Source organism: Streptomyces sp. NH27, assembly GCF_056859195.1.
Genome location: NZ_JACEGK010001027.1, coordinates 1 through 794, shown reverse-complemented (window position 1 = coordinate 794; position 794 = coordinate 1). Strand labels below are relative to the sequence as shown.

Here is a 794-nt window from a genome sequence, read left to right as displayed (position 1 = left end):
GCAGGGTGGTGTCCGTTGGACGGATTGGGCAAAGCAATCGTCAAGCGGCGCGGCCCGCGCCGAACCGAGCAGGGAGATCCAGCATGGGTGTCAGCCTCTCCAAGGGCGGCAATGTCTCGCTGACGAAGGAGGCCCCCGGACTCACGGCGGTCACCGTCGGCCTGGGATGGGACGCACGGACCACCACCGGCAGCGACTTCGACCTCGACGCGAGTGCGCTGCTGCTCGACGCCTCCGGCAAGGTCGTGTCGGACAAGCACTTCGTCTTCTTCAACAACCTCAAGAGCCCGGACGGCTCTGTCGAGCACACCGGTGACAACCTCACCGGTGAGGGCGAGGGCGACGACGAGTCGATCAAGGTCAACCTGGCCGCCGTACCGGCCGAGGTGGAGAAGGTCGTCTTCCCGGTCTCGATCTACGAGGGCGAGACCCGTCAGCAGAGCTTCGGCCAGGTGCGCAACGCGTTCATCCGCGTGCTCAACCAGGCGGGCGGCGCCGAGATCGCGCGCTACGACCTGACCGAGGACGCCTCCACCGAGACCGCGATGGTCTTCGGCGAGCTGTACCGGAATGGCGCGGAGTGGAAGTTCCGCGCGGTCGGCCAGGGGTACGCCTCGGGCCTGCGCGGCATCGCCCAGGACTTCGGCGTCAACCTCTGAGAAGGTCATGACGAGGTCCTGACGGTCCTGACGGACGGGACAGGGGCCTTCGAGGAGGTCCTGACGGGGCCTTCGACGAGGTCTCACCGGTCCGGCGGAAAGCAGATCGCGGGGTCGCGGTCACCGGTGTTCGAA

General features: G+C 67.3%; 1 protein-coding gene. It reads left to right on the top strand.

The features are described from left to right. Positions 1-83: 83 nt before the first annotated feature. Positions 84-659, top strand: a complete 576-nt coding sequence (locus tag AC13HU_RS37820; protein WP_483046530.1) for a TerD family protein — start codon at positions 84-86, stop codon at positions 657-659. Positions 660-794 lie beyond the last annotated feature (135 nt).